Genomic DNA, 25715 nt, shown 5'->3' with positions numbered 1-25715 from the left:
GTGTCGGCCGGGCGGTCCCGGCGCCTCGGGGTTTACCCCGGTGCGTCCCTCAGAAGGTGCGGGGGTCGAGCCCGGAGGTCATCGGGTGGGGCCGAGGCCGGAAGCCATCAGGCGGGGCCGAGCCCGGAGCCGATGGGGCGGGGAAGCCGCTCGGCTGTCCCCAGCCTGTGGACGGGTGTGCGGCCGCGGTCGTCGCCGGAGGGCCCCGGAGCGGGCGGCGGCCGCCGCGGCCTCACGCCGGCAGGGAGCGGGACGCGGGGATCAGGGGACCCTGGACCGCGCGGTGGGCGCGGGGTTCCGTGGTGCTCGTCCAGCAGGAGCCGCGGCGGGCGAGGAGGCGGCGGAGCCAGAGTTCGGTGGAGACCAGGTCGGCGAGGCCGTCGAGGGGGACGGGGGCGCCGTCGGTCGCCGCGCGCAGGGCCTCGCGGACCACGCGCGCCTCGATCAGGCCCGCGTCCGCGAGGAGCGGCGCGTCGAACAGGGCGAGGAGCTGCGGGAGCGCCGCGCGCAGCCCCGCGCGCGTGGCGGCGGCCGGGACGGCCGGGTGGGGGGCGCCCCAGCCCGAGGGGAGCTCGCGGACGCCCGCGCCGGAGAGGACCGCGCGCAGGACGCCGGCCCGGGCGTCCGGCTGGACCCGGAGCGATTCGGGGAGCTCACGGCAGGCCCGTACGACCTGGTTGTCCAGGAAGGGGGCGTGGAGGCGCTGGCCGCGGATCTCCGCCGCCTGCTCCAGGACCCGGTGGTCGGCCGCCGCGCGGACGAGGGCCGCACGCGCGCGTGCCTCGCCGGGGCGCTGGACGGTGGCCGGGAGCGTCGCCGCCCGGTTCAGGCGAACCGATACTTCAGCCAGCGCCTCTCCCGTCAGCCAGCGCGCCGCCGGTCCGGGCCGGGACCACGCGAGCGCGGAGAGCGAGGCCTCCAGGGGGCCGAAGCCGTCCGGGGCCGTGCGGTTCGCCTCCAGGACCCGCAGGGCCGCCGCCTCCAGACCCGTCCGGTACGGGGTGCGGGCCAGCTTCCGCGCCGCCCGGTAGACCGTCAGCGGCACCAGCAGCGAGCCCGCCGTGGGCCCCGAGGCCTTGGCGAGCGCGGTCACGGGACGCACCAGCGAGCGCCGCCTGCGGTCCATCAGGAGGTCGGCGAGGCGCGCCGGGTGCGCGTCCAGGACCTGCTTCGCGCCCATCCCGGTGAAGTGGTCGGCGCTGCCTCCGGCGAGCCGTCTGCGATGCCGCTCGGCCGTGACGAGCGCGGGCCCCGGCTCGTCGGTCAGCGGCCCGTCCAGCGCCGCGTACGGAAGCGCCTCCTCGTGGCCCGCGACGACCACGTGGTGCAGGCGCGGGTCGGCGGCGATCGCCCGGGCCCGCTCCAGCTCCGCCGTCCGGCGCGAACCGGCCCGCGTCGCCAGGTCGTTGAAGGTGACGGCGAGCAGCCGCTCCCCCGCGCCCGCGCCGTGCCCGGTGAGGGTGCCCGGCACCCCCGGGAGACCCGCCGCGAGCAGCGCCAGCGTGCCGGAGGCGCTGCCGCCGGACAGGTCGGCGCCGATGCCGGGGGCGGGGCCCGCACCCCGGGCCGCGCGCCGGTCGGCCGGCCCCATCCCGGGGACCGGGCCGGGGTCGGGCAGCGGCGCCTCGGGCGCGTGCCGGGGCGCGGTGAGCCGGGCGCGCACGGCCTCGACGAGGGCGTCCCGCACCCCTTCGACGGCCTGGCGGGGGTCCGCCTCGGGTGCGGCGACGGCGAGCGAGGCCACCTGCTCGTAGCCGGTGATCTCGCGCGAGCCCTCCCGCAGGATCAGGGCGTGCCCGGGCGGCACCCGGCGCACCCCCTCGTACGGGGTGGAGTCGCGCAGCGCCTCGGGGGTCTCGGGGCAGGCGAGCAGGGCGGCGAGGTGGCCGATGTCGAGCTGGGCCTCGACGAGGTCGGCGAGCGGCAGGGCCGCGGTGGCGTACGCGGTGCCGCCCGCCCACGGCGTGTGGAACACGGGCCGGGCGCCCGCGAGGTCACCCGTGACGGTGACGCGGCGGCCGGTCCTCACGACGGCGGTGTAGCTCCCGGGCCAGGCGGTCAGGTGCCGCAACGCGCCCCCGCGCGCGGTGAGCAGGCCGATCCGCAGTTCCTCGTCGCTCGCGGCACAGCAGCCGAGGACGGCGAGGCGGGTCCGGTCGTCGACGGACACCACGCGCACCTCGTCGGGGCGCCAGTCGCCGACCACCCAGAGCGGATCCGGGTCCCCCCACAGGAGCTGCGCGCCCACCGGCTGCACCGTGCGCCCCTCGGCCGCGCGGCCGGAGTCCCGGCCGTAGCCGTAGCCGTCGGGGGAGCCGTCGTCGTACGGGGAGCCGTGGCCGTACGCGCCGTTCACGGCGCCCGCCCGGCCCCCCGTGGTCGTTGCGAAGCCCGCGGCGACACTGCTCCAGCCCACCAGCCATCGCATCGGCGCCTCCACGTCCGTTTCGGTGGAGGACATGCTGCCACGACAACGGCGCACGGGGCGGGGTCCGGGCGCACGCGCGCGAAAGGCGAATGCGCCCCTGGCATGGGCCAGTTGACGATCAACGGCACACCGGCGTCATTCGGCCAAATATCGATCCCCGCGCGAGGTTTCGACCGGCGTCCGCGACGAACGACGGACACCGGCTGCCCGGGAGGCGCTCCCGCCTCCCGGGGCCGTCCGCCGCCCGCGGGGAATGGGGCGGCGATATCCCCCAGCCCACTGGTCCGGGACACCGTTCCCGGCCGAGCGGGCCGACCCACGCGACACCCATGGAAGCGCTCCCCCGGCGGCCGGACGAGAGCGCACGGCCGGGCGCACGGCCACACGGCGGGAGCACGGGCCGCGCCGCCGACCCGGCTCGTCGCACCTTCACACAACAATCTCGCCATACGGAACACCGCCCCTTAACGGTAGGGATGCGGCGAACTACGCTGTGTTTACGAATGCCGCACGCCTATGCCCGGCGTCGTGGCGGCCGTCTGTGTTGTCGAGGGGTGGCGTGATGTCCAGGGAGCAACGCGGGCCGAACGAAAAGCTCGGCACGGTTCTCGCCCTCGCGGGAATCAGCAACGCCGGGCTCGCCCGGCGCGTCAACGACCTCGGTGCGCAACGGGGTCTGACGCTTCGTTACGACAAGACCTCGGTCGCCCGGTGGGTGTCCAAGGGCATGGTGCCGCAGGGCGCGGCGCCGCATCTGATCGCCGCCGCGATCGGACAGAAGCTGGGCCGGCCCGTGCCGCTGCACGAGATCGGGCTCGCCGACGCCGATCCGGCGCCCGAGGTGGGGCTGGCCTTCCCGCGCGACGTGGGCGAGGCGGTGCGCTCGGCCACCGACCTGTACCGGCTGGATCTGGCCGGGCGACGGGCCGGCGGGGGCGGCATCTGGCAGTCGCTCGCCGGGTCGTTCGCGGTGAGCGCCTACGCGACGCCCGCGTCCCGCTGGCTGATAACCCCGGCCGACCCCTCGGTGGAGCGGGTCGCCCCGCGTCCCGGCGCGGTTACGGGCTCCGCCACGGCCGCCGCGGAGCACGCGCGCGTGGGCCACAGCGACGTCGCCAAGCTCCGGGAGGCCGCCGAGGACGCGCGGCGCTGGGACTCCAAGTACGGCGGCGGGGACTGGCGGTCGTCGATGGTGCCCGAGTGCTTACGCGTGGACGCGGCGCCGCTGCTGCTCGGCTCGTACTCGGACGAGGTCGGCCGGAACCTGTTCGGCGCGACCGCCGAGCTCACCCGGCTCGCGGGCTGGATGGCCTTCGACACCGGGCAGCAGGAGGCCGCCCAGCGCTACTACATCCAGGCGCTGCGGCTCGCCCGCGCCGCCGCCGACGTGCCGCTCGGCGGGTACGTGCTCGCGTCGATGTCGCTCCAGGCCACCTACCGGGGCTTCGCCGACGAGGGCGTCGACCTCGCGCAGGCCGCCCTGGAGCGGAACCGGGGACTCGCGACCGCCCGCACCATGTCCTTCTTCCGGCTCGTCGAGGCCCGCGCGCACGCCAAGGCCGGCGACGGGGCCGCGGCCGCCGCCGCGCTCAAGTCCGCGGAGGGCTGGCTGGAGCGCTCCCGGGACGGCGACGCGGACCCGAGCTGGCTCGGCTTCTACTCGTACGACCGGTTCTGCGCCGACGCGGCCGAGTGCTACCGGGACCTGCGGATGCCGCGCGAGGTGCGGCGCTTCACCGAGCAGGCGCTGTCCCGGCCGACGGAGGAGTTCGTCCGCTCGCACGGCCTGCGGCTCGTGGTGTCGGCGGTGGCCGAACTGGAGTCGGGCAACCTGGACGCCGCCTGCGCGGCCGGCACGCGCGCGGTGGAGGTGGCGGGCCGGATCTCCTCGGCGCGGACCACCGAGTACGTACGCGACCTGCTGCACCGGCTCGAACCGTACGGGCACGAACCGCGCGTCATCGAGCTGCGCGAGCGGGCCCGGCCGCTGCTCGTGACCCCGGCGTGAGGGGCGACCGGCACGCCGACGTGACACGCGTCCCACGGCGCGGGCGTTTAGCGGCATTGTCAGTGGGCCAGTGCACTATCGGGGGTGGGAGGTGGCGCTGGTGTTTGACTGTGACGTGCTGGTGATCGGCGGAGGGATCGTCGGCCTGTCGACGGCGTATGCCCTGACGCGTGCCGCCCCCGGCACCCGGGTCACGGTGCTGGAGAAGGAGCACGCCCTCGCGCGCCACCAGACGGGGCGCAACAGCGGGGTGATCCACAGCGGGATCTACTACCGTCCCGGCTCGCTCAAGGCGCGGTACGCGGTCGAGGGCGCGGCCGAGATGGTGAAGTTCTGTGCGGAGTGGGACATTCCGCACGAGGTGACGGGGAAGATCATCGTCGCGACCTCGCGCGAGGAGCTGCCCCGGCTGCACGCGCTCGTGCAGCGCGGCCGGGAGAACGGCATCCCGGTGCGCGAGCTCGGCCCGGCGCAGATCAGCGAGTACGAGCCGAGGGTGCGGGGGCTGGCCGCGATCCACGTCGGCACGACCGGGATCTGTGACTACGGGGCGGTCTCCGAGCGCCTCGCCGAGGCCTCCGGGGCCCGGATCCTGTACGGCGCGGAGGTCACCGTCGTCGACCGCCGGTCCTGGGGCGTCGCCGTGCGCACGGCGGACGGGCGCGTGGTGCGGGCGAAGGTCCTGGTGAACTGCGCGGGGCTGCACTGCGACCGGATCGCGCGGCTCGCGGGCGACGACCCGGGCATGCGGATCGTCCCCTTCCGGGGGGAGTACTACGAGCTCGCGGACCCCTCGCTCGTGCGGGGCCTGGTCTATCCGGTCCCCGACCCCGCCTTCCCCTTCCTCGGGGTGCACCTGACCCGGGGCATCGACGGCGGCGTGCACATCGGACCCAACGCGGTCCCGGCGCTCGCGAAGGAGGGGTACGGCTGGTCCGTCGTCCGTCCGCGCGAGCTGGGCGCCACCCTGGCGTGGCCGGGCTCGTGGGCGATCGCCCGCGAGCACTGGCGGTACGGCGCGGGCGAGCTGCACCGGTCGGTGTCGAAGCGGGCCTTCACGGAGGCGGTGCGGCGGCTGCTGCCGGTGGTCCAGGAGTCCGACCTGCGGCGGGCGGCGCCGGGGGTGCGGGCGCAGGCGGTGCTGCGGGACGGGACGCTGGTCGACGACTTCCTGTTCCGCGAGGCGGAGCGGACGGTCCACGTGCTGAACGCGCCCTCGCCGGCGGCGACGGCGTCCTTGCCGATCGGGCGCGAGGTCGCTGCGCGCGCTTTGGCGCACTTGTAGCCCGCCGGGCACGGGGCCGCGCGGCGGTGGCTCCCGCCTGCCCCTTGCGAGGCCGCCGCCTGCGCCCGTGTGGGCAATCGTCCCGCTGGGGCGGGACGGGTGGGCACACAGGACGGCGCGCTGAGCAGCGCCTCCGCGTCCTGCGCCCTGACCCGCACCGCCCAGTGACCGCGCACGGGGGTGCGGGTTCAGGCACAGGGGCCTCCCGCGCCGGCAAGGGCGCCGTTCCGTTGTGCCCACCCGTTCCGCCCCTTGCGGAACGCCTGCCCACAACGGGGGCGGCGGGGGCGCGTAACGCGCGGGCGCGACGGACCGGCGGTGCGCGGGCCCACAGCGGGCCGGGCGCCGCCCACAACGGCGGGGCGCCGGCCACAGCGGCCGGGCACCGGGCCCACAGCGGGGGCGTCCCGCGCGCCGTAGAATCGGGCGCATTGTGTCTGAGGAGATTGAGAGCGGGCCGCAGCCCGTCGCGCGCCGTGGCAGTCGGATGTTCGCCCCCGGTGAGGGCCCCCTGCCCGATCCCGCCGGGGCCCACCACGAGCGGCGGATCCGGAGCTTCCAGCCCCGCCGCAGCCGGGTCACGTACGGACAGGCCGAGGCCATGCTGAAGCGGTGGCCCGACTGGGGCCTCGACATCGACGGCAAGCGGGTCCTCGACCTCGAAGAGATGTTCGACGGGCTTCCGGTCGTCATGGAGATCGGCTTCGGCATGGGCGAGGCCACCGCCCAGATGGCCGCCGCCGATCCCGGCACCGGCATCCTCGCCGTGGACGTGCACACCCCCGGCCAGGGCAACCTCCTCGGCCTCGCCGACCGCAACGGGCTCACCAACGTCCGGGTCGCCAACGGCGACGCGATCATCCTGCTCCGCGAGATGCTGGGCGACGCCGCCCTCGACGGCTGCCGGGTCTACTTCCCGGACCCGTGGCCCAAGGCGCGCCACCACAAGCGGCGGCTGATCCAGCCCGAGTTCCTCAGCCTCCTCGCCCCCCGGATGAAGCCCGGGGCCGTGCTGCACTGCGCCACGGACTGGGAGGAGTACGCCGTGCAGATGCTGGAGGTGCTCTCCGCGCATCCGGACTTCGAGAACACGCAGGCCGACGGCGGCTACGCGCCCCGCCCCGACTTCCGTCCCCTCACCCGCTTCGAGGGCCAGGGGCTCGACAAGGGGCACGTCGTCCACGACCTCCTCTTCCGGCGGAAGTGACGCGGAAGTGACGCGGAGCCCGTAACCGCGTCGACCGGTGTCGGTGGAGGTCGTTAGGGTCGCTCACGTGTCGAACCCTGCCCCGAGCGACCCGTCGGCCGCCGCTCCCGTCCCGCACCGGGACACCGAGGAGCCGGCCTTCCCCGCCGCCGCCGACCGTTCCCAGTGGCGCTACCGGCCCCGCCGGGCCTTCTGGCGCAGTCGGCTGGTCCGGGCGATCGCCGTGGTGACGCTGCTCGCGCTCTGCGCGCTGGTCATCCTGGCGCTGGTCCGCGAGCAGACCGGCACCCAGGGCTTCCTCGTCGGCCTGGGCCTGGCCGTGCTTCCCGTACCGCTGCTCATGTCGGCGTTCCGCTGGCTCGACCGGGTCGAGCCGGGTCCCTGGAAGAACATGCTGTTCGCCTTCGCCTGGGGCGCCTTCGCGGCCGCGCTCGTCGCGATCCTGGCGAACTCCTTCGCCGTCCGCTGGATCGCCACGGCCACGGCCGATCCGGACTCCGCCGACACCCTCGGCGCCACCGTCATCGCCCCGGTGGTCGAGGAGAGCGCGAAGGCCGCCGCGATCCTGCTGCTGTTCCTCTTCCGCAGGAGGGACTTCGGCGGTCTCGTCGACGGGGTGGTGGTCGCCGGGTTCACCGCGACCGGCTTCGCCTTCACCGAGAACATCCTCTACCTCGGCAACGCCTTCGGCGAGGACCAGGAGTTCGGCTCCTCCGGCATCGGCTCGGTGACCGCGGCGACCTTCTTCGTACGGGTCGTGATGTCGCCGTTCGCGCATCCGCTGTTCACCGTGCTCACCGGCGTCGGCTTCGGTCTCGCCGCCCTCGCGCCGCGCGGGAAGCGGCTGCGCCGGGTGCTGCTGCCGCTCGGCGGGCTGCTGCTGGCGATGGGCCTGCACGCCGCGTGGAACGGCTCGGCCACCATCGGCGGCCCGCTGGCCTTCTACGCGGTGTACGGGGCGCTCATGGTCCCGGCCTTCGGTCTGCTGACCTGGCTGGCGGTCTGGAGCCGGCAGCGCGAGCTGCGCACGATATCCGGGGAGCTCCCGGCCTACGCGGCGGCCGGCTGGCTCGCCCCCACCGAACCGCTCGCGCTGTCCTCGATGCGGGCCCGGCAGATGGCCCGCTCCTTCGCGGCCCGGACGTACGGCCCGCCGGCCGCGCGGGCGGTCGGCGAGTACGAGTCCTTCGCGACGACCCTCGCGTTCCTGCGGGACCGGGCCCGCCGGGGCACGGCGGGCCCCGACTTCCCGGCCCGGGAGCAGGAGCTGCTGCACCACCTGTGGCAGCGCCGCGCGGTGGCGTCCCCGGCGCTGACGTACGCGGCGCGGGCCACGGGCCGGGCCTGGGCGCCGCCGCAGTATCTGGACTACGACGGCTACAACCCCTACCGCAGTTAGACGGCGGAGGCCTCGGTCAGGAGCGTCAGCTCGGCCTCGGTGAGGGTGAGGCCGGCGGCGGCGACGAGCGCCGGGAGCTGCTCGACCGTGCGGGCGGAGGCGATCGGCGCGGCGACGGTCGGCCGGGCGGCGAGCCAGGCGAGGGCGACGGTGGCGAGCTCCGCCCCGTGCGCCTCGGCGACCGTGTCGAGGGCGGAGAGCACGGCCCGGCCCCGCTCGGTCTCCAGGTGCCCGGCGGCCCCGGAGGCGCGGACGCTGTCGACGGTGGCACCGGGGCGGTACTTGCCGGTGAGGAAGCCGGCCGCGAGCCCGTAGTACGGGACGGCCGAGAGCCCGGCCCGCTCGACGGTCTCCAGGAGCGGGCCCTCGTAGGTGTCGCGGGAGACCAGGTTGTAGTGCGGCTGGAGGGCGACGTACCGGGCGAGGCCCTCGGCCTCGGCGAAGTCGAGGGAGGCGCGGAGCCGCTCCGGGGAGATGTTGGAGGCGGCGACGGCGCGCACCTTGCCGTCCTTCACCAGCTGGTCGAGGGCGGTGACGATCTCCTCGACGGGGACGGACTCGTCGTCGAAGTGCGTGTAGTAGAGGTCGATGTGGTCGGTGCCGAGACGGCGGAGGGACTCCTCCGCGCCCGCCTTGATGGTGGTGGCGGACAGGCCCTTGAACTGGGGGTGGGCGCCGACCTTGGTGGCGACGACGATGTCGGAGCGGTTGCCCCGGGAGGCGAGCCAGCGGCCGATGACGGTCTCGGACTCGCCGCCCTCGTTGCCCTCGGCCCAGGCGGAGTAGACGTCGGCGGAGTCGACGAAGTTGCCGCCCGCGGCGGCGTAGGCGTCGAGGACGGCGAAGGACTGGGCCTCGTCGGCGGTCCAGCCGAAGACGTTGCCGCCCAGGGCTATCGGGAAGACGTGGAGGTCGGAGCTGCCCAGCGGGCGGAGAGAGGTCATGTGTCGCTCAACCGCTCCCGCCGCCGGGCCTATTCCGGGTCCGCTCAGAGGCTGAGGCCCTTGGAGCGGAGCCAGGCCGCCGGGTCGATGCCGTCGCCGCCGGACGTGTGGACCTCCATGTGGAGGTGGGCGCCGGTGACGTTGCCGGTGGCGCCGACGCGGCCGATCGTCTCGCCGGTGCCGACGGTCTGGCCCGCGCCGACCAGCATGGACGAGAGGTGGCAGTACCAGACCTCGGTGCCGTCCTCCAGCTCCAGGACGATCCGGTAGCCGTAGGAGCCGGACCAGCCGGCCGACTTCACGGTCGCGCCGTGGACGGCCTTGAGCGGGGTGCCCGTGGGGGCCGCGAAGTCGAGGCCGGTGTGGTGGCCGGAGGACCACATCGAACCGGACTGCATGTAGGTGGCGGTGAGCGTGTACGAGGACACCGGCAGCGAGTAGCTCGCGGCGAGCTTGGCGAGGCGCTCGGCCTCTGCCTTCGCACGCGCCTCCGCCTCGGCCTTCGCCTTGGCCTCCGCCTCTGCCTTCGCCTTGGCCTCGGCGGCGGCCTTCTGCGCGGCGGCCTCCTTGGCCACGGCCTCGGCGGCGGCCTTCTCGGCCGCGGCCTTCTCCGCGGCGGCCTTCTCGGCGGCGTCGGCGGAGGCCTGCTGCTGCTCGGCCTGCTGGAGGATGCGGGCGCGCAGGGCCTCGCCGGCGGCGGGAGCGGCGGTGGCCGCCCGCTCGGCCTGCCCGGTGCTCTCCTCGGCCGCGGTGGCGTAGGTGGCGGTGGTCAGCGGGTTCGGGTTGGCGCGGGCCTCGCTGACGGGCGCACTCTGCTGCTCCGGGAGGAGGGCGGCGACGCCGGGGATGTCGTGGGCGTCCGGCAGGTCGATGTCCGGGAGGTCCGGCAGGGATATCGCCACCGGGGGCTTGTCCTGCGCGGTGGCGAGGCCGCCCGCGCCGACGGCCGCGATCACGCCGACGCCGAGGACGGTGGAGGAGCGGGCGAAGTTGGAGCGCTGCTTGACGACCCGGTGCCGGCCGCCGGAGCGGCTCTCGGCGCGGAGGGAGCCCTCGGTGGGGTTCCACTCGGTGTCCGGGGCGGAGGGAGCCGCACCGCCACCGAAGGCGTCGAAGGGGGCTTCGGGTGCGGGGGTGTTGGACGCCACGGGTGGGGGCGCTCCTTTCCTTCCTTCTCGCCTACCGGGTTAGCTGACGGGTTCGGAGCAGGAAGGTCTCCTACGGGCTCGACCGCACGCGTGCGTGGTCCGCACGGGTGCGAAGGGGCCCGATTCACCCCAAGTGGTGGTTCCCCGGTTCCTTTTCAGGATTCGGCGCGTGCGCACGGTGCCGTCTCTTGCGACGGCTGGGACGACCGCGCTGCGTTATCGAACGTTAATAGACAGGGGCTCCCGATTCCAAGCCGTTCCTCTTGATCATTCACGGGATTGGGGGGTAATAGCCTGACTTGACCGCCCTTCAGGGACAGGAGGCCAAACCCCCGCGATCTGACGTTATGTCAATTGTTATCGCAGTGACACCCTCCGACTACGCCTGGTGACCGGGCCCTCCGGGGGCCACCACGGGCATCGTCCGGCGCCGCTCCGGCTGCCCCGTCGCCGGACGGCTCACCGCCAGCAGCGCCAGGTCGTCGGTCGCCCCGCCGCCCGTGTGCAGCCGCACGTCGTCCACCAGCGCGTCGAGCAGTTCCTCGGGCCCCGGGAAGATCCGCCCGTCGAGCCGCGCCGCCGGATCGTAGAAGACGCCCTGCCCGTTCCGCGCCTCCGAGAGGCCGTCCGTGTAGAACAGCAGCGTCGCGCCCGGCGGGAACGGCCGCGCCTCCCCCCGGTCCGGCCACGCGGCCAGCTCCCCCATGCCGAGCGGCAGCGCCGCCTCCCCCGGCTCCAGCACCTCCAGCCGGCCGTCCGCGTACAGCATCAGCGGCGGCGGGTGACCGCGGTTGACGACCCGTACGAAACCGTCGAAGGTCCCGCTGCCGTCCGCGCGCGGGATCTCGGCCAGGACCGCCGTGGTGAACCCCTCGAAGGCGTCGAGCCCGTCCCGGCGGGTGCCCTCCCGGGCCAGCGCCCGTTCGAGCCGCTGCGCCACGCCCTCCAGGGTCCGCTCCTGCTCGGCCGCCTCCCGGAAGGCACCGATGACCACGGCGACGGCCTCGACCGCGTCCATCCCCTTGCCCCGCACGTCCCCGACCACGAGCCGCACCCCCTGCGGGGTGTCCTGGACGGCGAAGAGGTCCCCGCCGATGAACGCGTCCGCCTGCGCCGCCTCGTAGCGCGCCGCGCACTGCAACCCGCCGATCCGCTCGGCGGGCGTCGGCAGCACCGCCTTCTGCGCGGTCTCCGCGATGACCCGCGCCGAGGCGAGCCGCTCGCCGCTGCGGCGCACCACCCGGTTGATGAGGACGGCCAGCGCGGAGACGGTGAGGACGGTCAGGGTCTCGGTGAGCGCCGCCACCTCGTCGACGGTGTCGTTGTAGGCGTGCAGCCCGACGGAGGCGAGGACGGCCGCGATCCCGGTGATCACGGTCGTCAGCGTGGAGAAGAAGGGCGCGGCGATCAGCGGGGCGGCGGAGAAGAGCGGCGCCGCCGTGTACTGGGCCGGTGTCGCCACGTCGAAGACGACACCGCCCACGATGATCAGCGGGGGCAGCGCGCGGATGAACCGCCGGGCACGGCCGGGCTCGGAGCGGCCCTCGCCGCCCCGCCGTCCGCCGCCCGCCGCTCCTAGGGGGTGCCCCACCTGTGCTCTCCTGCCCGGTCCGACCGGCCGCGGTCCGCACCGCGCCCTCCCAGGGTGGCCGCCGCGGCCGACGGCGGCGACTTCCACGGGGCCGACTGGCGTACGGGTCAGCCGGCCGCCAGCCGGCCGCCCCGGGCGAGCAGCGCCATCGCCGCCGCGCAGGTCAGGCCCACCGCGCACAGCACGAGCCAGGGCGCCGCCGACCAGCCGGTGACGTCGAGCAGCGCGCCCGTGCCCAGGTTCCCGAGGGTGATCCCGACCCCGCAGACGGTGTTGTAGAGCCCGTAGTGGGTGGCGACCCAGCGGCCCCGGGACAGGGCGACGACGGTGTCCATCTCGTACGGGTAGAGCACCGCGTTCGCGACGGACAGCACGGCCGCGCACAGCAGCAGCCCCACCAGGCCGCGCCCCAGGACGGCCGGGAGCAGGAACGCCCCGCCCATCAGGGCCAGCCCGAGCACCAGACACCGCTCCCGGCTGAGGCGGCGCCGGCACCAGGCCGTGATCCGCAGCTGCCCGGCGAGCGCGACGAGCGCCGAGACCACGAACAGCGCGGTCGTCGCCGCCGTACCGCCCGCCGCGAGCGGCAGCGCCAGATAGACCTGGAAGGACAGCACGTACGAGCCGGTCATGGCCAGCGAGAACAGCCAGAACGTCCGGTGCGCGAGGACCGTGCGGAACTGCCCCCGCAGCTCCCTCGGCGCCTCGGCTGTCCGTACGGGCAGATGCCGGAGCTGTACGAGGGTCAGGCCGGCGAACAGCACCGCCGCCACCGCGCACGTCAGCCGGAACGACACCCCCGTCAGGGCCACCCCGACGAGCGGCCCGAGCAGGATGCCCGCCTGGTAGTAGGTGTTGAAGAGCGCGAAGGCCTCCACCCGGCGCTCCTCCCCGGCCTCCGCCGCGAGACAGGCCCGCACGGCCGGGTTGAACAGCGCTCCCGCGAGGCCGGTCGCGAGCGAGGCGGCGATCAGCATCGGCAGCGACTGCGCGAAGGCGAGCGCCCCGAAGCCGACCGTCCGCAGCGCGCAGCCGGCGACGATGAGCGGCTTGAACCCGAGCCGGTCGGCGAGCGCCCCGCCGACGAGGAACATGCCCTGCTGGGAGAGGTTCCGGGCGCCGAGGACGAGGCCGACGGCCCAGGCGGCCATGCCGAGCCCGTCCGCGAGATGCGCGGCCAGGTAGGGCATGAGCATGTAGAAGCCGAGGTTGATGGTGAGCTGGTTGAGGAAGAGCAGCCGGACGGCCGGGTCGAAGGTGCGGCTCTGCTTCCAGATCCCGCCCTTGGCGGGCGCGGTCGCCGTGGTCACGAGGCCCGCCCCAGGACGCGCCGGGTCCAGCCGCTGACCGTGTCGTCGGAGACGTACGCGGCGGGGTCCTCCCGCACGGGGCCGTCGAGCAGCCCGTGCGCCGCGCAGAACTCGTCGTTGAAGACGGTGTCGAAGTACCGCTGCGGCCCGTCCGGGAAGACGGCCGCGATCCGGGTGCCGCGGGGCCGGGTGCGGGCCAGCCATCCGGCGACCAGGGCCACCGCGCCCACGCTCCAGCCACCGGTCGCGAAGTGCCGCGAGGCCAGCCTGCGGGCCGTCCGGACCGCCTCCGCGGGCCCCACCCAGTGCACCTCGTCGAAGGCGCCGTGGTCCACGTTCCCCGGGTGGATGGAGGAGCCGAGGCCGCGCATCAGCCGCTCCCCGGCCGGCAGGCCGAAGACGGTGGAGTTCACCGAGTCCACGCCGACCAGCTCCAGGGCCGGGCTGCTGGTGGCGCGCAGGGCCCGGGAGATCCCGGCGGAGTGGCCCCCGGTGCCGACCGCGCAGACCAGGACGTCGACCCGGTCGAGCTGCGCGGACAGTTCGGCGGCGAGCCCCCCGTAGGCGGCGGGATTGTCGGGGTTCCCGTACTGGTCGGGCCACCAGGCCCCGTCGAGCTCGCCCAGCAGCTCGGCGACCCGGTCCATCCGGGCCCGCTGCCAGCCGCCGTGCGGGCTGGGCTCGGGGACGACGTGGACCCGGGCGCCGTGGGCGACGAGCATCCGCTCGACGATCGGTTCGAGGCCGGGGTCGGTGACGACGTGCACGGGGTGGCCGTGGAGGACGCCCGCGAGGGCGAGGCCGAGCCCGAGGGTCCCGGAGGTCGACTCGACGATCGGGGCGCCGGGGCGCAGCTGCCCGCGGCGGCGGGCCTGTTCGACCATGTAGAGGGCGGCGCGGTCCTTGATGCCGCCGAAGTTGAAGCCTTCGAGCTTGGCCCAGTAGCCGTCGTCCGTCCACAAGACGGGGGTGTTGCCGACGGTCTGCCCGGCGATGGACAGCGTCAGGGGTGCGGTCATGGGAGATACGTCCTCGGTGTGGGTACGCGAAAGGGAACCTGGTCACGCGGGTGTGCGGGACCCGGTTCAGTTCCGGTCCACTCCGAGGGCGACGAGCAGCCGGCCCGGCTCGGGGCCGGGGCCCGCCCGGTCCCGGACGCAGCGCGCGCGGGGATCGGTGCGGAGGTCCGCCGCGTACGGCAGGACCACGGCTCCGCCGGCGTCGGGCGCGGCGGACTGGGAGGAGGCGGCCTGCGCGGGGAGGTGGGCGTCGAAGCTCCAGGCGTCCCCGGACCGCTCGCAGCCGTGCGGGAGCGCGGGGGCGGAGGCGGTCGTGGTGCCGGAGGCCGGCAGCAGGTGCCCGTGGGAGCCGTGGCAGACGCTCACCAGGAGGGCGAGGAGCGCGAGCAGGACGAGCACGGCGGGCGCCCGCCGGCTCAGCTCACACACGCGCTGGTCACTCATGGTGCGCGTGACACTACGGTGGGTACGGGTGCGGCCGCAAAGAGGCGGGCGCGCTTTTGGCCACCGTTTACTTCGGACAGGTCCTTCAGAGGTTCCGCTCCGCGTAGACCCGCAGCGCGTCCCGGACGAGGACCGCGGTGCCCTCGCCGTGCCGGTCGTAGTTCGCGGTGAAGCGGGGGTCGTCGACGTACATCCGCCCGAGACCGATCAGGTACTCCCTGCTCGGCGTCGTGGTCGTCGACAGCCAGGAGACCTGGCGCCGGGCGATGGCCTGCACCTCGTCGCTGTCGGCGGCCAGGCCCTCCCGCGCCGCCCGCCCGAACGCGCGGGCGATGCCGTCCTGCTCGGCCATGAACGCCTTCCGCTGCGCGTCACCCAGCGAGCGCCACCAGCGGTCGGCGTTCTCGTACGCCTCACGGCCCCAGCGCTCGGTGACCTCCTCCTCGTACCGCGTGTGGTCAAAACCGTCGAACACTTCTTCGGCCATGAGCTCTTCTCCCTTCTCGGTCTTGTCGAGAGTGGTCCGCACCGACGCGATCTGGCGTCCGATGCGCTCGCGCTCCTGCTCCAGGAGGGCGAGATGGGTGCGCAGGGCGGCGGACGCGTCCCGCTGCCCCGCGAGGACCTCGGCGATGGCGGGCAGCGAGAGCCCCAGCTCGCGCAGCAGCAGGATCCGCTGCAAGCGCACGAGCGCCGCCTGGTCGTAGTACCGGTAACCGTTCGCGCCGATCCGGCTCGGCTCCAGCAGTCCGCGCTCGCCGTAGTGGCGGAGGGTGCGGCTGGTGGTGCCGGCCTTCTTGGCGATCTCCTGGATCGACCACTCCATGACCACCACGCTAGATCTTGACGCTGCGTCAAGGTCAAGCGGAGGGGCGAGCACGACGAAGGCCCGGATCCAGTGACTGGATCCGGGCCTTCGTTGCTACTGAGTAGCGGGGACAGGATTTGAACCTGCGACCTCTGGGTTATGAGCCCAGCGAGCTACCGAGCTGCTCCACCCCGCGTCGGTAAACATGACTCTACGGCATGACCGGGGCGATCACGAAATCGGTTCTCGTCAGCAGCCGCAGTCGTCGGAGTCGACCGGCGCCGTCAGCGGGTCCGCGGCCTTCTCCGCGGGCCCCTCCCACGTCTCGTACGCGAAGCCCTCGCGCACCCAGTACTCGAAGCCGCCGAGCATCTCCTTCACCTGGAAGCCCAGCTCGGCCAGGGCCAGCGCGGCGCGCGTGGCGCCGTTGCAGCCGGGGCCCCAGCAGTACGTGACGACCGGCACGGACCGGTCGAGCAGCTGCTCGGCCTGCTCGGGGATGAGCGCGGTCGGCAGGTGGATCGCGCCGGGGACGTGCCCCTGGTCCCAGGAGGCCGTGGAGCGGGAGTCGATCACCACGAAGCCCGGGTCGGCGCCCTCGGCGGCCGAGGCGGCCAAGGTGGAGGCCACGTCGGAGACGTCGGCGTGGAAGGCGAGGCTGGCGGAGAAGTAGGCGGCCGCCGCGGCGGGGGAGGCCGGCGCGGTCCTGAGCACGGGGTTGACCTGCGGTGTCGTCGTCGTCATGGTGAGCAATCTACGGACGAAGATCACCGCGCTGAAGTGGGGATTCACGGCGGTCGGGGGCTTCGGCCGGGGAATCCCGGGCGTGCACCACGAGGCGGCGGGGATCTCACGTACCGGAACCGTCGGACTCGCCTCCGGTGTCACACCGACGGCACTTGATCCGTCATGACGGCATGACGGGACGCGAACGGGGAGAACGAGTGGACCACGACAGGAAAGCCGACCCGGCGACCACGGACGGCCCGGACGGCCCGGACCGTGCCGCCCGCGCGGGCGGCGCCGACACGGAGCGCCTGGCCCGGCGCTTCGACGCCGACCGCGCCCATCTGCGGGCGGTGGCCTACCGGATGCTGGGCTCGCTCAGCGAGGCCGAGGACGCCGTCCAGGAGGCCTGGATCAAGCTCAGCCGCAGTGACGTCAGCGGCGTGGAGAACCTCAGCGGCTGGCTGACCACCGTCGTCGGCCGCGTCTGCCTGGACATGCTGCGCTCGCGCGGCTCCCGCCGCGAGGACCCGCTGGAGTACTACGTCCCCGACCCGGTGGTCCGGGTCGCCGGGGCCACCGACCCGGAGCACGCGGCGGAGCTCACCGAGTCCGTCGGGCTCGCGCTCCTCGTCGTCCTGGACACCCTGGGACCCGCGGAGCGCCTCGCCTTCGTCCTGCACGACATGTTCGCCGTCTCCTTCGACGAGATCGCGCGGATCGTCGACCGCACCCCGGCGGCGACCCGCCAGCTCGCCAGCCGCGCCCGCCGCCGGGTGCAGGACGCCACCCCGGCCCCCGGCCCGGACGCGCGCCGGCAGCGGGAGATCGCCGACGCCTTCCTCGCCGCGGCGCACGGCGGCGACTTCGAGGGGCTGCTCGCCGTCCTCGACCCGGACGTGGTGCTGCGCGCGGACGGCGGCCGGACCCTCGCCGCCGTCTCCCAGCTGGTGCGGGGCGCCGAGGCGGTCATCGCGCAGGCCCTCACGTACGCCAAGTACCGCACGGACGTGCTCCGGGTGGTCGCCAACGGCCAGCCGGCCGTCGTGTCGGTCGTCCAGGGGCGCCCGAGCTCGATCATGACGTTCACGGTCGTCGGGGACCGGATCGTCGCGCTGCACATCCTGGCCGACCCGGAGCGCATGGCCACGCTGGGCCTCACCGAGGAGGAGCTGGCGCGGGCGACGCGCTGACCCCCGCCCGGGTGCGGGAGGGAACCCTTCGTGCGAGTTTGTACGGGTTGGTTCCCTCCCGCGCAAAGGCGGTCCACCGTGCCGATCACCCCCGAGGAGGCCCGCCGGACGGCGGCCGACGGCTGGGTCTGGGGCTACCCGCTCCTGGACAACTACCGCACGATGTACGCGCAGGCGATCGACTCCGACGACCTCCGGTACGTGGGCGGCTTCGGCCGCTTCCGGCACTACGCCGAGCCCTTCACCCCGGCGAACACCGACGTCGTCACCCCGAACAACGACACCCCGTACTCCCCTGCCTGGCTCGATCTGCGCGCCGAACCGTTCGTGCTCTCCGTCCCCGCCGTGGACCGCTACTACGTGCTCCCGGTCCACGACCTCGACACCGCGTACGTCGGGTTCGTCGGCTCCCGCACCACGGGACAGTCCGCCGGCCACCACCTCGTCGCCGGTCCCGGCTGGACCGGCACCGTCCCCGAGGGCATCACGAGCGTCCTGCGCGCCGACACCCACCTCGTCGGGATCATGGGCCGCACCTACCTGGCCGGCCCCGACGACGTCCCGGCCCTGCGCGCCGTCCAGGAGCGGTACGCGCTCCGCCCGCTCTCCGCATACACCGACACGGCCGCCCCGCACCCCGCCGACGAGCCCGTCTGGCCGGTCTGGCGCAAGGAGGACCTGGAGACCGTCGAGTTCTTCACGGTCCTCGACTTCCTGCTCGGGTTCTTCCCCGTCCTGGAGCGGGAGCGCGACCTGCGCGAGCGTCTCGCGGCGCTCGGCGTGTCCGGCACGGGCATCTTCGAACCGGCGTCGCTCGACCCCGGGATCCGGGCGGCGGTCGAGCGGGGCGTCGCCGACGGCCGGGCCCGCCTGGCGAAGGCCACGGCGGTCACCCGGGTCTCCACCGACCTCTTCGGCACCCGCGAGGAGCTCGGCGACGACTACATCGGCCGCGCGGTCGCCGCCGACATGGGGCTCTACGGCCTGCCCTCGGCCGAGGCCTGGTACGGCGGCTGGACGGCGGACGACCACGGCGACCACCCGCCGAACGGGCACGACCGCGACCACGAGGTCCGCTTCCCGCCCGGGCAGCTGCCCCCGGCCCGCTTCTTCTGGTCCGTCACCCTCTACCGGCTGCCCGAGCGGCTGCTCGTCGCCAACGAGATCGACCGGTACGCGATCGGCGACCGCACCCCGGGGCTCGTGTACGACGACGACGGCGGCCTCACCCTCCACGTGAGCAAGGACCGGCCGGCCGACCCGAAGCGGGCGGCCAACTGGCTGCCCGCCCCCGACGGGCCGTTCACCCTCGTCGTCCGGCTCTACGGCCCCGACCCGTCGGTCCTCGACGGCACCTGGCGGCTCCCGCCGCTCACCGCCACGGACTGACCCCGGCTCACCTCTCCGCGGGAGAGAGCCAGCTCAGCGCCGCCAGCGACGCACCCGCGCTCGCGATGCCCAGGAGGGCGCCCGCGGCGACGTCGCCCGGATAGTGCACCCCCGTGTGCACCCGGGAGTAGCCCACGGTCCACGCCAGGGTCGCCAGCGGCAGCGTGGCGTGCGGCAGCACCGACCCCACGGCGGTGGCGAAGGCGACCGCCGACGCGGTGTGCCCCGACGGGAAGGACGCCGACGCCGGCATGGGGACGTGCCGGCCCACCACGACCCGCGCCGCCTCCCGGTCGGGCCTGCGCCGGTGGACCAGCCGCTTGCCCAGCAGGTTCGCGGTGGCCGAGGCCACCGCGATCGCCCCGACCCCGGCGAGCGCGGCCCGGCGCGGCCGCCCGGGCACGAGCGCGAGGGCCGCCGCGACCGTGAAGGAGATCTTGGAGTGGTCGGCCGCGGCGGAGAGCCGGCGGAAGGCCGTGTCGAGCGTGGGCGTCGAGGTCGCCGCCACCGCTCCGTACACGGCGCCGTCGACGGTCCGGATGTCCTGGAGGACCGACCGGAGGGTCCCGGCCGTCGTCTGGTCGTCGGTCATGCGCCGCTCCTAGCTGGTTCGGGGGGGGTACGAAGGTTCACGAGACTTCGAGACTTCGAGGGTTCGAAGGGTCACGAGATCTCAGGGATGCGAGGGTTCACGAGGTTCGAGTGTTCGAAGGGTCACGAGGTTTCGGGGGTACGAAGGGTCACGAGATACGGGGATCCCACGGCCTGCGGTCACTGACCAGCGGCTCCGCGGGGAAGGCCAGCCGGGTCAGGCGCCGCCAGTTCAGGCGCGGCGGGGGCACGGGCGAACCCGGCCGGTCCCGGGGCACCAGGACCCGCAGCGCCCCCGGGCGGAGCGTGCAGACGACCGGCGTGGGCAGCATCAGTGCCTCGCCGTCCACGGCGACGGGGATCTCGGCGCCCGCGCCGGGACCGCCGCCGACCTCCACCCTACGGGCCGTCAGCACGTTCAGAGCGGTGGCCTGGGTGCCCAGGACGGCCAGCTCGGCGGCCTGGGCGGCCCCGTCCACCCGGATGCCGATCACCCCGAGCTCGCCCCCGTCGAGACGCGCCCTGCGGGCCGCGGCCGCGCTGAAGGGATCGGGTGCCACGTACGGGTTGTTGCTGACCAGGAGGGCCTGCTGCCCGGTGAGCGGGACCTCGTCGGCGGTCGCGTCGAGACGGTCGCCCTCACCGCCCTGGAGCAGGTCCGGCAGGACGCCGATCGCCGTGCCCGCCTTGTCGTCGCGGTACTCGGGACGCTGGACCACGTCCGCGTACACCCCGAAGGAGACCGTGTTGACGAAGGGGCGTCCGGCGACATCGCCGAGGTCGACCCGCAGCTCCTCGCCGTCGTGCAGCGCGTCCAGGCAGCGGGACGGGTCGGTGCGGTCGAGACCCAGGTCCATCGCGAAGTGGTTGCGGGTCCCGGCCGAGATCACCAGGAACGGCAGGTCGAGCTCGGCGGCCACCTCGGCCACCAGCGCCTGGGTGCCGTCGCCGCCGGCCACCCCCAGCAGATCGGCGCCCTCGTCCGCGGCCTTCCGGGCGAGGGCGGCGACATCGGCCGGAGCGGACGGGTCGATGAGGACCACCCGCGCCCCGAGCGCCTCCGCCCGGGCGACGAGCCCGAACTCCTCGACCTTCCCGCCCCCGGACTTCGGGTTCATGATCAGCACCGGCCGGCGCGGCGCCGGGATCCGCACGCCCCGGGACAGCGCGGCCCGCTCGTCCTCCGGACGCCGCAGCGCGGCCCGCGCGCAGGACAGCGCCACGGCCCACAGCGCCAGGGCCACGAGGGCGTTCACCCAGACGCCCCCGACGACGTAGAGCCACAGGGTCCCGAGCGGCGCGGCGACCGCCAGGAGCGCCCCGAAGAACCGCACCGGCCCGCGGTGCGCGAGGAACCACCAGACGCCCGCCGCCGTCGCGGCGAACCCCACGATCCCGCTCAGCAGGATCAGCAGCCCGCTGCCGAGCGCGGTCAGCAGGGCCGCGGCCGCGCCCGCCGTCGCGAACAGCGCGTAGCGGGCGAGCCGCCGTGCCTCCCCCGCCGGATCACCGGTACCGCTGGCCGCCACCGACCCCACCTCCACACTCCGCGTCCACGTTTCCCCACGTTCCCCGGCACCGCCCCCGTACGCAGCCGTTCGGACGAACGGAGTTCCGGAAGCCTCCCGGACGAAGACCGAGAAAACCCGAAAATAGTTCTCGGGGAGCGATGACTTCCCGGCGGCCCCGCCGTCTGCACTCCCGTACGGCACCACCCGGAAGCCACGGACGAACAGGACCGGCCCCATGCGCATCGTGATCAGCGAGTTCATCAGCCTCGACGGCGTCGTCCAGGCCCCGGGCGGCCCCGAGGAGGACACCGACGGCGGCTTCGCCCACGGCGGCTGGACCCACCCCTTCTTCGACCCGGAGGTCGTGGGCGGCGCGTTCGCCGAGGCGACCGAGCGGGCCGAGGCCCTGCTCTACGGCCGGCGCACCTGGCAGAACATGGCCGCCGCCTGGCCGGAGCGGGCCGGCGACCCCTTCGCCGACCGCATGAACGCGCTCCCGAAGTACGTCGTCTCCCACACCCTCGGCGAGGCGGACCTCACCTGGAACACCACGCTGATCCCCGGCGACAAGGCCGTCGCCCGCCTGCGTGAACTGCGCGACGCCCCCGGCGGCGACCTCCTCGTCATGGGCAGCCCCAGCCTCGCCCGCACCCTCCTGGCCGAGGACCTCGCCGACGAACTCCGCCTGATGGTCATGCCGGTGCTGCTCGGCGGCGGAAAGTCGGTCTTCCCGTCGGACGGCACCCTGCGCACCCTCGCACTGACCTCCACGGTCACCAGCCCCCAGGGCGTCAACGTCTGCACGTACCGCCGCCCGGAAGGCCGCTGACCCCGCGAACGACGGAGCGCCCCGACCGGACGATTCCGGTCGGGGCGCTCCCGGCGGGTCGGAGGGTCTCCCCTCGCCCGCCTCGCGTAGGCCGTGTGGGACTCGAACCCACAACCAATGGATTAAAAGTCCACTGCTCTGCCAATTGAGCTAACGGCCCGTGGACAAGCACACCCGAGCAGCATAGCCCGAGAGGGCCCGGGAACCGATCGGGTATCCGACACCGGCCGCGCCGCGGGCCCGGCCGGTGTCGGCCGGGCCCGCGGTGGGACGGACGTCCCCTTGGGGGGAGCGTCGGATCAGAACAGGGACTTGAAGGCGTTCCAGCCGGAGCCGAGCAGGACGCGGGAGCCGTACGCGCCGCGGCAGGTGCTGCCGTAGGCGTACAGGCGGCCCGCCGTGTCGCGGGCCGTGAGGTCCGCGCAGCCGTCGCCGGTGATGTCGCCGACGCCCACCAGGGCGCTGTAGCCGCCCCAGCCGGAGCCGGCCTTCACGCGCGCGGTGACGCCGCCGGTCGCGGTCGCGTAGTAGCGCCACAGGACTCCGGAGGCGTCCACGCCGAGCAGGTCGCCGCGGCCGTCGCCGTCGAGGTCGCCGGCGCCGGTCAGCTTCTTGTACAGCTTCCAGTTGGTGCCGATCCGGACCCGGGTCTTCACCCGGTGGTCCGCGGTGCCGGCGTAGAAGTAGACGTCACCGGTCGACGCCTGACGCGCGACCAGGTCCGGGTACCCGTCGCCGTTCGCGTCGCCGGGGGACGTGAGGACGTCGTACTGTCCCCAGCCCGAGCCGACGACCGTGTACGGGGACGCCGCCGAGACCACCTTGTCGCAGCCCGGCCGGTAGGCCCGCAGCTGGTCGCCGACCCGGGCGAGCACGTCCGCGCACCCGTCGGCGTTCACGTCCCCGAAGGGCACCAGGACGGTCGAGGCCGGGAACTTCGTCCCGGTCCCGGCGATCCGCGCCGACAGGCCGCCGTAGCCGTTGCCCTTGTACAGGGACACCAGGCCCGCCGGGTCCATCACCAGGAGGTCGCCCTGCGTGTCGTTCCCGGCCAGGTCGCGCCAGGCCGGGCGGCCGCCGGTGACCGAGACCGTACCCGTGAGGGACAGGTCCGCGCCCTGTCCGTCGGCCGTGGACGCCGCCAGGTGCCAGCTGTACCGGCCGTTCGGGACGGGCTTCCCCGCCGTCGTACGGCCGTCCCAGGCGACGTCGATCCGGCCGCGGGTCTCGCCGCCGCCGTAGCTGCGGATCACGTCGCCGGTGAACACGTCACGCAGCGTCAGCTGCCAGAGCGACGCGGGCTTGGACAGTGCCCAGGAGGCCTTCCAGCCGTCCTGGGACCGCATGCCCGCCGGGACCTTCGCCGAGGCGGCGGTCAGACCCGAGGCGGGGACCCCGGTCCACAGCACGTGGACGCGGTCGTCCGTGTCCTTGTACGCGAGGCCCCCGCCGAACCGGTCGACGGTCCAGGTCACCCGGCGGTCGCCGGACGCGGGCTCGGCGCCGGTGAGCGCGCGGGTCTCCACGCGGCCCGTGTGGAAGTCGGTGAGCCGGAGCGACGAGCCGCTCCGGTCCACGAACCAGCCGTCACCGAGGAGACCGCCGGTGCCGTACGAGCGGGGCAGCGCGATCTTCGCGCCCGTCCTCAGGTCGACGACGCCCTGCTGCGCGAACTGCCCGCAGGACCACTGGAGCCAGCGCCCGCCCGCCGTCTGGAGCTCGGTCAGCGGACAGCCGGAGCCGGTCGCGACCGTGCCGAGGTCCTTGCCCGTGGCGAGGTCCCTGCGCGCGACCTGGCCGGCCGTCGCGGTCCCCGTGAAGAGGGTGTCGCCCCACACGGCGGCGGCGGTCTGCGGCTTCGTCGACACGACGGCCTGCGCGTCCAGGTCCACCACGACCGTCTCGCCGCCGGGGACCAGCTCGCCCGGGAAGGTGGGCCGTCCGGTCTGGACGACCGCCCAGCGGCCGAAGGCGTCGGTGAGCCGCCCGTCCTTGTCGACCGTCACGCGGGTCGTCCGGCCGGCGGTGTCCCGGGCGACGACCGCCCGCGCGGTGTACGGGACCCGGGGGTAGGAGACCGTGCGGCCGTCACCGGTGGCGAGGAGCGGCGAGGCGTTCCACTCGGCGCCCTCCTCGACGCCCTGCCACACCGGTGCGGACTCCCCGGTGCGGACCGGGCCGACGGGCAGGGTCCGGCCGTAGAAGCCGGACCCCTTCGGCCCGTCGTGCTCCAGCGCGGTGAGCCGTCCGGCGCCCAGCGCGAGCGCGTCGATCCTGGCCGGCAGCGGCTCCAGGCGGCGCAGCTTCTCCAGGACGGGCGCGCCGCCGTTCTTGCCCGGGACGGCCCTGAGGAGGGACCAGTCGGTGGCGGAGCCGCCGCCGACGACGGCCGCACCGCCGCCGGGGATCTGGTTGATCTCCGGCTCGGCCTTCTCCAGGAGGGTCTGCGCGCGCCCGTCCGGGTGCAGCGCGACCAGCCGCCGCTTCAGGGCGGCGTCGGTGCCGGAGGCGTCGCCGACGGCGAGGACCCAGTCGCCGACGAGGCCGATCCGGGCGGTGCCGAGCCCCTCGGGCAGGGCGAAGGCCTTCTCGGCGCCGGTCAGGTCGGAGCGCTCCCGCACGTGGACGGTGCGCTCCCGGTCGACCCAGGCGATCCGGTCGGGGCTGACGGCGACCGGCGCGACGAGCACGCTCGCTCCGGCCGGGGTCGGCGCGTCGAGCACGGTCATCCGCCCGGTGCGCAGGTCGACGACGCCGAGGTCGGTGTAGTCGTACGAGCCGGCGGACCGGCCGAAGCGGATCACGGCGGCGGAGCCGTCACCGGCGGCGAGGCGCGCGGTGTGCGGGTCGGCTCCGTCGGGCCAGCCGGTGACCGGGACGCGCGCGCCGGACGGGTCGTCGGCGCGGACCAGGTAGTAGCCGGTGGTGGTGGAGAAGTCCTCGGCGGAGGCGTACTGCTGGAAGAGCAGCGTGTCGCCGAGCAGTCCCCGGTAGCTCGCGTCGCGGGGCATGTCGAGCGGCTTCTCGGTGCCGGTGGCCAGGTCGCGGAGGTAGTGGGTGCCGATGCCGTGCTGGACGTAGAGCCACCGCCCGCCGACGCCGGACTCGGCGAAGGCCGCGTTCCCGGTGTCGTATCCGAGCGGGACGCTCCGGCCGGTCGCGAAGTCGGTCCATTCCAGTTGTCCGCCGAAGTGCTCGTCGGAGTCCTCGGTCTCGTGGGCGTACCCGGTGGCGGAGACCGAGGTGACGGTCTCCTGCCGGGGCACGGTCCGCCAGTTCGGCGTGAGGTCCAGCTGGTCGACGCCGGCGACGGGCGCGGCCGTCGCGGCCGGCGAGAGGCCGATCCCCGTGGCGAGCAGCGCGGCGGCGAGGACGGCGGTACGCGCGCGTGGTCCGCGCGCGCGTGGATGACGGCTCAAAGAGAGGTCCCTCCCCAGGGAAACCCGATGTGCGGGATGCGGGGAGGTCTCCGCGCCGGGCCCCCTGGCCGGCGCTCCTCACCCGCGTCGTTCGACCGGCTGAGCGTATCCCGCCGTACGCGCGTACGAGACAGGGCCCGTACCGGCACCGGAGTGCTGGTACGGGCCCTGTGTCAGGGTCCTACGCGAGGTCAGCCGTTGCGCTTCCAGCGCGGCTTGTCGTCGCGGCGGCCGAAGGAGCCGCCGGTCGAGCCGGTGCTGCCGCGGTGGTCGTCACGACGGCCGTACGGACGGTCGCCGCCGGAGCGGAAGCCGCCGGCGGGGCGGTCGTCGCGACGGTCGCGGTTGAACGGACGGTCGCTGCCGCGGTGGCCGCCGGAGGGGCGGTCGTCACGGCGCTCGAAGGAACGGCCGCCGCGCTCGTCGCGGTTGAAGCCACCCGACGGACGGTCGTCACGACGGAAAC

The 25715-nt window shown here is 74.7% G+C and carries 19 protein-coding genes, 2 tRNA genes, 1 pseudogene and 1 riboswitch; of the genes and pseudogenes, 7 read left to right on the top strand and 15 right to left on the bottom strand.

The window, feature by feature from the left end; genetic code table 11:
- Nucleotides 1–232 precede the first annotated feature (232 nt).
- The gene (locus ACFYXU_RS31615) at nucleotides 233–2428 is read right to left on the bottom strand and encodes an asparagine synthase-related protein (RefSeq protein ID WP_389461137.1); all 2196 of its coding nucleotides are present in this window, start codon (nucleotides 2426–2428) and stop codon (nucleotides 233–235) included.
- A gap of 562 nt (nucleotides 2429–2990) precedes the next feature.
- Here ACFYXU_RS31615 and ACFYXU_RS31610 point away from each other — a divergent pair.
- From ACFYXU_RS31610 to ACFYXU_RS31595, 4 genes are all read left to right on the top strand, one after another.
- Nucleotides 2991–4436, top strand: a complete 1446-nt coding sequence (locus ACFYXU_RS31610) for an MFS transporter (RefSeq protein WP_376511496.1) — start codon at nucleotides 2991–2993, stop codon at nucleotides 4434–4436.
- 100 nt (nucleotides 4437–4536) lie between these two features.
- Nucleotides 4537–5721, top strand: coding sequence for an L-2-hydroxyglutarate oxidase (gene lhgO / locus ACFYXU_RS31605; RefSeq protein ID WP_329856296.1), 1185 nt, complete (start codon nucleotides 4537–4539; stop codon nucleotides 5719–5721).
- 487 nt (nucleotides 5722–6208) lie between these two features.
- Nucleotides 6209–6928, top strand: coding sequence for a tRNA (guanosine(46)-N7)-methyltransferase TrmB (gene trmB / locus ACFYXU_RS31600; protein WP_376511510.1), 720 nt, complete (start codon nucleotides 6209–6211; stop codon nucleotides 6926–6928).
- A 67-nt stretch (nucleotides 6929–6995) separates the two neighbouring features.
- Nucleotides 6996–8327 carry a PrsW family intramembrane metalloprotease gene (locus ACFYXU_RS31595; RefSeq protein WP_376511494.1) on the top strand — a complete coding sequence of 444 codons (1332 nt, stop codon included), beginning with the start codon at nucleotides 6996–6998 and terminating at the stop codon, nucleotides 8325–8327.
- Here ACFYXU_RS31595 and ACFYXU_RS31590 read toward each other — a convergent pair.
- From ACFYXU_RS31590 to ACFYXU_RS31550, 9 genes are all read right to left on the bottom strand, one after another.
- On the bottom strand, nucleotides 8324–9271 hold the full coding sequence (locus tag ACFYXU_RS31590; protein ID WP_389461110.1) for an aldo/keto reductase: 948 nt from the start codon (nucleotides 9269–9271) through the stop codon (nucleotides 8324–8326). The two genes, ACFYXU_RS31595 and ACFYXU_RS31590, sit on opposite strands and share 4 nt — an antisense overlap.
- Nucleotides 9272–9315: 44 nt before the next feature.
- Nucleotides 9316–10419, bottom strand: coding sequence for a M23 family metallopeptidase (locus ACFYXU_RS31585; protein WP_376511491.1), 1104 nt, complete (start codon nucleotides 10417–10419; stop codon nucleotides 9316–9318).
- Between the two features lie 13 nt (nucleotides 10420–10432).
- Nucleotides 10433–10597: riboswitch (cyclic di-AMP (ydaO/yuaA leader) on the bottom strand.
- 201 nt (nucleotides 10598–10798) lie between these two features.
- The gene (locus ACFYXU_RS31580) at nucleotides 10799–12010 is read right to left on the bottom strand and encodes a PP2C family protein-serine/threonine phosphatase (protein ID WP_376511489.1); all 1212 of its coding nucleotides are present in this window, start codon (nucleotides 12008–12010) and stop codon (nucleotides 10799–10801) included.
- Nucleotides 12011–12117: 107 nt separating this feature from the next.
- The gene (locus ACFYXU_RS31575; protein WP_376511487.1) at nucleotides 12118–13320 is read right to left on the bottom strand and encodes an MFS transporter; all 1203 of its coding nucleotides are present in this window, start codon (nucleotides 13318–13320) and stop codon (nucleotides 12118–12120) included.
- On the bottom strand, nucleotides 13317–14339 hold the full coding sequence (locus ACFYXU_RS31570) for a PLP-dependent cysteine synthase family protein (RefSeq protein WP_376511485.1): 1023 nt from the start codon (nucleotides 14337–14339) through the stop codon (nucleotides 13317–13319). The genes ACFYXU_RS31575 and ACFYXU_RS31570 overlap by 4 nt, the downstream gene beginning before the upstream one ends.
- A gap of 66 nt (nucleotides 14340–14405) precedes the next feature.
- Nucleotides 14406–14783: a hypothetical protein gene (locus tag ACFYXU_RS31565; RefSeq protein WP_376511483.1), complete on the bottom strand. Its 378-nt coding sequence runs from the start codon at nucleotides 14781–14783 to the stop codon at nucleotides 14406–14408.
- 85 nt (nucleotides 14784–14868) lie between these two features.
- A complete protein-coding gene (locus tag ACFYXU_RS31560) occupies nucleotides 14869–15609 on the bottom strand; it encodes a MerR family transcriptional regulator (RefSeq protein ID WP_376511481.1) in 741 nt (246 codons plus the stop codon).
- Nucleotides 15610–15713: 104 nt separating this feature from the next.
- A tRNA-Met gene (locus tag ACFYXU_RS31555) sits at nucleotides 15714–15787 on the bottom strand.
- 53 nt (nucleotides 15788–15840) lie between these two features.
- Nucleotides 15841–16335, bottom strand: a complete 495-nt coding sequence (locus tag ACFYXU_RS31550; RefSeq protein WP_376511479.1) for a rhodanese-like domain-containing protein — start codon at nucleotides 16333–16335, stop codon at nucleotides 15841–15843.
- 200 nt (nucleotides 16336–16535) lie between these two features.
- Between ACFYXU_RS31550 and sigJ the strand changes: the two genes are divergently transcribed.
- Nucleotides 16536–17510, top strand: coding sequence for an RNA polymerase sigma factor SigJ (gene sigJ, locus ACFYXU_RS31545; RefSeq protein ID WP_389461106.1), 975 nt, complete (start codon nucleotides 16536–16538; stop codon nucleotides 17508–17510).
- A 78-nt stretch (nucleotides 17511–17588) separates the two neighbouring features.
- Nucleotides 17589–18899, top strand: coding sequence for a DUF1254 domain-containing protein (locus tag ACFYXU_RS31540; RefSeq protein ID WP_389461104.1), 1311 nt, complete (start codon nucleotides 17589–17591; stop codon nucleotides 18897–18899).
- A gap of 7 nt (nucleotides 18900–18906) precedes the next feature.
- Here ACFYXU_RS31540 and ACFYXU_RS31535 read toward each other — a convergent pair whose 3' ends face one another.
- Nucleotides 18907–19491 carry a phosphatase PAP2 family protein gene (locus ACFYXU_RS31535; RefSeq protein WP_329856281.1) on the bottom strand — a complete coding sequence of 195 codons (585 nt, stop codon included), beginning with the start codon at nucleotides 19489–19491 and terminating at the stop codon, nucleotides 18907–18909.
- 148 nt (nucleotides 19492–19639) lie between these two features.
- A complete protein-coding gene (locus tag ACFYXU_RS31530; protein ID WP_389461102.1) occupies nucleotides 19640–21019 on the bottom strand; it encodes a diacylglycerol/lipid kinase family protein in 1380 nt (459 codons plus the stop codon).
- A gap of 217 nt (nucleotides 21020–21236) precedes the next feature.
- Here ACFYXU_RS31530 and ACFYXU_RS31525 point away from each other — a divergent pair, with 217 nt between their 5' ends.
- Nucleotides 21237–21830: a dihydrofolate reductase family protein gene (locus ACFYXU_RS31525; RefSeq protein ID WP_389461099.1), complete on the top strand. Its 594-nt coding sequence runs from the start codon at nucleotides 21237–21239 to the stop codon at nucleotides 21828–21830.
- Between the two features lie 87 nt (nucleotides 21831–21917).
- Here ACFYXU_RS31525 and ACFYXU_RS31520 read toward each other — a convergent pair.
- The 3 genes and pseudogenes from ACFYXU_RS31520 to ACFYXU_RS31510 form a co-directional block, all read right to left on the bottom strand.
- Nucleotides 21918–21990, bottom strand: a tRNA-Lys gene (locus tag ACFYXU_RS31520).
- Between the two features lie 139 nt (nucleotides 21991–22129).
- Complete coding sequence (locus tag ACFYXU_RS31515) at nucleotides 22130–25249, bottom strand: FG-GAP-like repeat-containing protein (protein ID WP_389461097.1); 3120 nt, start codon at nucleotides 25247–25249, stop codon at nucleotides 22130–22132.
- Between the two features lie 191 nt (nucleotides 25250–25440).
- Nucleotides 25441–25715 (bottom strand): annotated as a pseudogene (locus ACFYXU_RS31510) (RNA helicase); the annotation flags it as partial.

Source organism: Streptomyces sp. NPDC002232, from assembly GCF_042890295.1.
Lineage (GTDB): Bacteria > Actinomycetota > Actinomycetes > Streptomycetales > Streptomycetaceae > Streptomyces.
This window is presented reverse-complemented; position numbering and strand designations above follow the sequence as displayed.

Bases quoted from the DNA above. Each gene is read 5' to 3' on its own strand.
- ACFYXU_RS31615 (WP_389461137.1), bottom strand. From the start codon at position 2,428: ATGCGATGGCTGGTGGGCTGGAGCAGTGTCGCCGCGGGCTTCGCAACG.
- ACFYXU_RS31610 (WP_376511496.1), top strand. From the start codon at position 2,991: ATGTCCAGGGAGCAACGCGGGCCGAACGAAAAGCTCGGCACGGTTCTC.
- trmB (WP_376511510.1), top strand. From the start codon at position 6,209: ATGTTCGCCCCCGGTGAGGGCCCCCTGCCCGATCCCGCCGGGGCCCAC.
- ACFYXU_RS31590 (WP_389461110.1), bottom strand. From the start codon at position 9,271: ATGACCTCTCTCCGCCCGCTGGGCAGCTCCGACCTCCACGTCTTCCCG.
- ACFYXU_RS31570 (WP_376511485.1), bottom strand. From the start codon at position 14,339: ATGACCGCACCCCTGACGCTGTCCATCGCCGGGCAGACCGTCGGCAAC.
- ACFYXU_RS31565 (WP_376511483.1), bottom strand. From the start codon at position 14,783: ATGAGTGACCAGCGCGTGTGTGAGCTGAGCCGGCGGGCGCCCGCCGTG.
- ACFYXU_RS31560 (WP_376511481.1), bottom strand. From the start codon at position 15,609: ATGGAGTGGTCGATCCAGGAGATCGCCAAGAAGGCCGGCACCACCAGC.
- ACFYXU_RS31550 (WP_376511479.1), bottom strand. From the start codon at position 16,335: ATGACGACGACGACACCGCAGGTCAACCCCGTGCTCAGGACCGCGCCG.
- ACFYXU_RS31535 (WP_329856281.1), bottom strand. From the start codon at position 19,491: ATGACCGACGACCAGACGACGGCCGGGACCCTCCGGTCGGTCCTCCAG.
- ACFYXU_RS31525 (WP_389461099.1), top strand. From the start codon at position 21,237: ATGCGCATCGTGATCAGCGAGTTCATCAGCCTCGACGGCGTCGTCCAG.